Genomic DNA, 5,338 nt, shown 5'->3' on the forward strand with positions numbered 1-5,338 from the left:
GAATTCGAAGCAATCATGACCACACCGGCCAGTCAGGCCGCGTGACCGAAACTGTCACCTGATCGTGCAGCAGACCCGTCAGTCGAGGAGCTCGACTGGCGTTGGAGTCGAGCACCGTTACGTTCGGGCCGGGATTCCTGCAGCACTTTCCTCGTTACTCGCTGCCGCAGAGGCAACCAAAGCCACGCCCCCTCGACGACGACACCTGGCGAACGCTGAGCGACCCCCACAATCTCCAACTTCTCGACGAAAAAGACACCCACGACGTGGGCTACGTCGATATCTGGCTCACTCACATGAATCAGGCGTCCCGTATCGGCGAGGTCACAGCCCTCGCACTTGGTTGCTTGGGCAAGGTCAGAGATCAGCCATACCTTTGGCGCGACCAAACGAAGATCGGCCAGGTAGATCACGGAACCCCTTGCCATCCAGTGGTCTATCAGCGGCTGAAGGCCCGGCGGGAAAAGACCCAACGCAGACTACGGGTCCGCTATTCCCAAGAGCTGGCTGGACTCACGCCCCGACAGCAGCAGCGGCGGGAAGAAGAATGGGACAAGACCAAACCCCTTTTTCCACGCCCTATGCAGAACCCGAATCTCAGCCTCTCAGTGGACAACTCCTTCCGTGAAGGATTCGGGCAGTGGATCGAATCCATCAACCTCCCCCCATCAGTGACGAGCCACCGAACCCGTCACACGATGGCCACAAAGCTGCTCAACAGCGGCGCCCCCGGAGAGCTAGTCAGTGAACTTCTTGGCCACGTCAGCCGACAGATGCTGCGCTCATACGCCCAATACAGCGATCTGAACCGCACCCAGATCCTCAACAGAGTCTGGACAGCAGGCCCCGGCATGAGCGCTCCAGGCCAGATACTCGCCACACCAAGCGATTTCGAACCTGCCGACGACGCCCAGGCCGTTCAACGACGCATCGACCTCACAGTTATCCCCGTGGAACATGGCGCCTGCATCTACGGTCCAGTCGTCGGCGGTGGCGACTGTCCATGGGGTCAGCAATGCACCAGCGATCCCAACCGAGGCCCATGCGACAACTTCGTGCTCACCGGCGCAGACCTCACCTACTGGGAACGACGAATACAGGCTCAAATTACCTTCGCGGAACGCGCACCCACCGACGAGGCGCGTGACTACATCATGCAGGCCGTGGAGGGCTGGCAAGACGCCCTCGACGGCCTCCGCTCATGCCTAACCGAACTAGGCCTGGTCGAGGACGCTGAACGTCTCGACTTACGAAACCCGACCCAGGACTACTTGAACAATCCGCTCTGGAACGGCGGCTGGCGCTGGGGCACGCTCACCCGTCATGAGGACCCCGAAACAGTTCTCGACGTCCGCGAACACGTACCGACGGAGGCGATATCGGAGTGATCCCCGACATTGAACCTCGACAACCCAAAGAGGCCATCGAGTCTCGACAGAGCGACAGCACGGCTGCCCACGACGCCGTTCGGAGAGCCTTGCACCGGCTTATCAATACCGGTGCGCCATTTAAGGTCACGGACGTCATCAAACTATCCGGTCGCAGTAAAAGCTTCATCTACGCCCATGACGGGCGGAAGAACGCCGACGGCACTCCAGTATGTGAACTCTGCACATGCGCAGAAGGCAGCCTCAAGATCATTGTGCAAGGCGCCGCCGAGGTTTCTCGAGGTGAAGCAGCAGCCGCGGCCACCGTGAGGCATGAAGCTCATCAAGCGTCCTACCGTGAACGCGCTAAACAAGCCGAGGCGCTCGCCAAGCAACTCCACCAGCAAATACGAGAACGCGATTCCGTCATTCGCGATCTCAGGGCTCAGCTCCGCGCCCCAGACGGAACACTCCTGGCGGATAAGCTCCGCCAGATGACGAAGGACCTGGCAACATCCCGAAGCGAACTCGCCAGGGCCCAATCAAAACTCAAACGAACGAACGACTCGCTGATAGCTGCTCGGGCGAACATCACTTACGAGCAAGAACGCAATGTCGCTCGGCTTAACCCCCGTTACGGTGTTCGATCACGAACTGACGGATAGGAAGCGAGATGCGTTGGGCGAGGCGGGACCGCCGACAGCCGCGCAGTGGGGGGCAATCAGCTATGCGGTCTGGATACCAGCGATAACGGTTCGACAATCCGCGCCATAAGCTCACAGGACGAGCGAGTTGGCAGCCTGTAGGAGCACGTGTAGTGGAGTCCCTCACAACACCGTCCGGAGCGGATGCGCTAGATCCGCACGGTTGGGACGGTGACATCGTGCGGTCGACGCTGCGGGCGGGCGCTGCGGTGGCGGCTGAGGCCGGTGACGCCATCGGCTTCGGCGAGCGCGGGATAGTGGTGGCCTCCACGGGCGCGTTCGCGACGTTGGCCGGCCAGCAGGCGTTGAAGGCCGGCGGTAGCGCTGTTGACGCTGCGCTCAGTACCGCCTTCGCTCAGATCGGGCAGTGTTTGGGTTCCTGGGTCAGCTACGCCGGGATTTTCAGCCTGATCCACTACCAGGCCGCGACCGGGAGGATTGACACGTTGTCGGCGGGGTTCGGGACGTGCAGGGCTGAAACGGATCCCGCGAGTATTCCTCGTCCGCCGACGCCGAGCGGGCGCACCGCGCTAGTACCGGGATTCGTGGCAGGAGCCTTCGCCGCCCACGACCGACTTGGTCGACTTCCCTGGGCCTCGTTGTGGTCACCGGCGATACATCTTGCCGAGCACGGGGTCCCGATCACCGACGCGTTCGAGAAGATGTTCGATGCACGCGCAGACGCGTTGTCGCGCACGGCTGAAGCCCGCGCAGCGTTCACCGTGGATGGGCGCTTTCCGCGCAGCGGTGACCTTTTCCGCCAGCCCGCGCTGGCTGCCGCCTTGAGCGCCATCGCAGCGCAGGGCCCGGACTGGATGTACCGCGGCCCGTGGGCTCGCCGCTTTGTCGAACTGGTCGGTCGCGACGGGGGACGGGTCCAACTCTCCGACCTGGCCGACTACCAGCCACGCTGGGGCGAATCATTGTCTGCTGAGTTCGCCGGCTACCAGGTGCACACGATGCCGGCCCCCGATACCGGCGGCGTGGCGCTGCTTGTTGCTTTATCGCTGATCGAGGCGGCCGATCTCGGCGACCCGACGAGAGATCCCGATGCACTGTATTGGCTGATCCGAATCATCGAACGCAGTGCGACCGAAGCACATTGGGGCTCGGCATCTGGAGTTGAGCCTGACCAGATCGCCGCGATGTGGCAGCAGTTGAGCCGCAACAACACCGCTCACGAATCTGGAGAGAGCGCAAGCCATTCCGACTTCGTCGTCACCGCAGACGCCGACGGCAACATCGCCGCGGTGTGCCACAGCATCAACACCGCGCTGTGGGGCACCACCGGCATCGTGGTCGACGGCATCGCCATCCCGGACCCGGCCACGTTCCAACAATCCGCCCTGGCGCGCCTGACCCCAGGTGCGTATCTGCCGATGCCGATCAACCCCGCCATCGCCCTGCGCGACGGGCACCCGGCGTTGGCCTGCAGCAGCATGGGCGCCGGCATGCACGCAGTGGCCGTCCAGCAACTAGACAGCGTGCTGCGCCTGGGCGTCGATGTCGACACCGCGGCCGATCAGCCACTCGTTCATGCCAAGGACATCGATGTCGACGCCTCCCTGGCCGCCAAGGTCGCTGACTTCGATCCCATGCAGCCGATTGCTCGCGCAGTCGACGACAGATTCGACCCCGCCCTGCTCAACGCGGTACGCCAGCGGGGCCAACTGATCTCAGCCCGCGCGAAAAGCGACCCTAAACTGCCACGCGGCTACTGGGGTGCCATCGCTACCGGCGACACCTCACCCCGCTACCGGGGCGCCCGCACCTTCGGCTGGGGACCCATCCGCGGCGTCCCCGACTAACCACCCGGAGTTCCCGGCCCTGACATAGCGGCAGGTGAATCAACCGATTCGTCGGATACAGCAACTACGGATACTCGGACTACCGTCTGAGCCATGAAGCGACCCCACCGCCAGCTCGTGGAAATCGGAGACCGGGTTCTATGCGTGCGTGTATCCGGTTCGGGGCCCACGGTTGTGCTTGAGGCCGGTGGTGGCGGGGAAGGCTCCACGGGTGCTTTCGGCTCGCTGGAAGAGTCCCTGGAGTCCTTCGCGTCGGTGGTGACCTACGACCGAGCTGGCAGCGGCCGGTCTGACGGTCCCGTGCATCGCACGGTTGCAGCGATGGCCGACGATCTCGACCAGCTACTTGAGACTTTGGGCTGCTCCCTACCGGTCGTCATTGTCGGCTGGTCCTCAGGAGGATTGGTCGCCGAAATGTTCGCCCTGCGCCACACGAAGAAAGTCGCCGGTTTGGTGCTACTGGATCCCGCTGAAATGCCGTTCGGATCAAGGCTCGGTGCCGCCCGTCTAGCGACCAAAGTCATCACCAACACGCTAATTCTCTCCCTTGCAGTGCAATTGGAGCCCCGGCTCCCCGGTGCCGGACGCAAACTCGCACGGCGTTTGGCTCCACCCGGAGCCAGCAACCAGACGCTGGAGCGCCTCGACGACATCGTCGTAACCCCGCCTAAAGCTCGGTGGTCATCGACGCCGGTGATGGTGCTCTTCGGTCGCTACATCCGCGAGACATCGCAAGCCCTGAGCAGCGCAACGGCACCCGATCTACCGGTGCAGGTGTTGGCCCCACGGCATCGCACCGGGATCCCCGTCAGCGCAGCCCGTCGGCTCGAGGCACTCCACCACAGCTTGGCTGCACGGTTCCCACGAGGCCAACTCGTGTTCGTCGACAACGCCAGTCACGCCTTGCCGATCGACCGACCAGACGCCGTCCTCGCAGCGGTTCGCGACGTCATCAATGCGTCCGACGTCCGCAACACCTGAATTCGTGTAACTAACCTCAGGGCATATGCAGATAGGTCAAGGACCAGTCCACTACGCCAGCTCCTGTAGTAAGCGGCACAGCGTCAGGGTGGACGGGCAGTAAGGTGCCCCAAATCACCTGGTACTTCACCGAAAACACCGATTTACGTGTCGACCGGTACTGCACGAACCGATAAACCGTTGCAAGTGAGTGATCTTTGGTGATCATGCGACTTGCACCCCGTCTCGGGGTTGTTCGGCAGCCCGGTGGCTGCGTCCCTTCCGCGCTTCACGGCCACCTGCCCGGCTAGGCCGGGTCTTACGGTCGGCTCCACGCTTGACGGCGGCCCCAACTGGGCCGACGACGCTATCGGGTTCCTCGTAGCGCGCGAGGTTGATCGCGGCGTTGTCGTCACGCTGATGGGTGACGTGGCAGTTGCCGCATCGCCATTGTTCGTCCCAGCCGATGTCCTGCACATGCCTACAGGCGTGGCAGGTT

At 63.0% G+C, this 5,338-nt stretch carries 5 protein-coding genes; 4 read left to right on the forward strand and 1 reads right to left on the reverse strand.

Annotation, left to right across the window (positions count from 1 at the left end):
* The first annotated feature begins 101 nt into the window (after positions 1 to 101).
* The 4 genes from AWC08_RS15130 to AWC08_RS15145 all read left to right on the forward strand — a co-directional run bounded on the left by AWC08_RS15130 (position 102) and on the right by AWC08_RS15145 (position 4,860).
* Positions 102 to 1,388 (forward strand): tyrosine-type recombinase/integrase, encoded by a 1,287-nt coding sequence (locus tag AWC08_RS15130; protein ID WP_085087933.1) that lies wholly within the window; start codon positions 102 to 104, stop codon positions 1,386 to 1,388.
* Positions 1,385 to 2,032 (forward strand): hypothetical protein, encoded by a 648-nt coding sequence (locus tag AWC08_RS35345; protein ID WP_142283601.1) that lies wholly within the window; start codon positions 1,385 to 1,387, stop codon positions 2,030 to 2,032. Before AWC08_RS15130 ends, AWC08_RS35345 begins: the two co-directional genes overlap by 4 nt.
* A 152-nt stretch (positions 2,033 to 2,184) precedes the next feature.
* Positions 2,185 to 3,879 (forward strand): gamma-glutamyltransferase, encoded by a 1,695-nt coding sequence (locus tag AWC08_RS15140; RefSeq protein ID WP_085087939.1) that lies wholly within the window; start codon positions 2,185 to 2,187, stop codon positions 3,877 to 3,879.
* A gap of 93 nt (positions 3,880 to 3,972) precedes the next feature.
* Positions 3,973 to 4,860, forward strand: a complete 888-nt coding sequence (locus tag AWC08_RS15145; protein ID WP_085087942.1) for an alpha/beta fold hydrolase — start codon at positions 3,973 to 3,975, stop codon at positions 4,858 to 4,860.
* 204 nt (positions 4,861 to 5,064) lie between these two features.
* On the opposite strand, the gene AWC08_RS15150 is transcribed toward AWC08_RS15145, so the two are convergent.
* Positions 5,065 to 5,338, reverse strand: a 274-nt coding sequence (locus tag AWC08_RS15150; protein WP_085087945.1) for a zinc ribbon domain-containing protein, incomplete at its 5' end; no start/stop codon positions are given.

It is taken from the genome of Mycobacterium gordonae, assembly GCF_002101675.1.
GTDB lineage: Bacteria > Actinomycetota > Actinomycetes > Mycobacteriales > Mycobacteriaceae > Mycobacterium > Mycobacterium gordonae.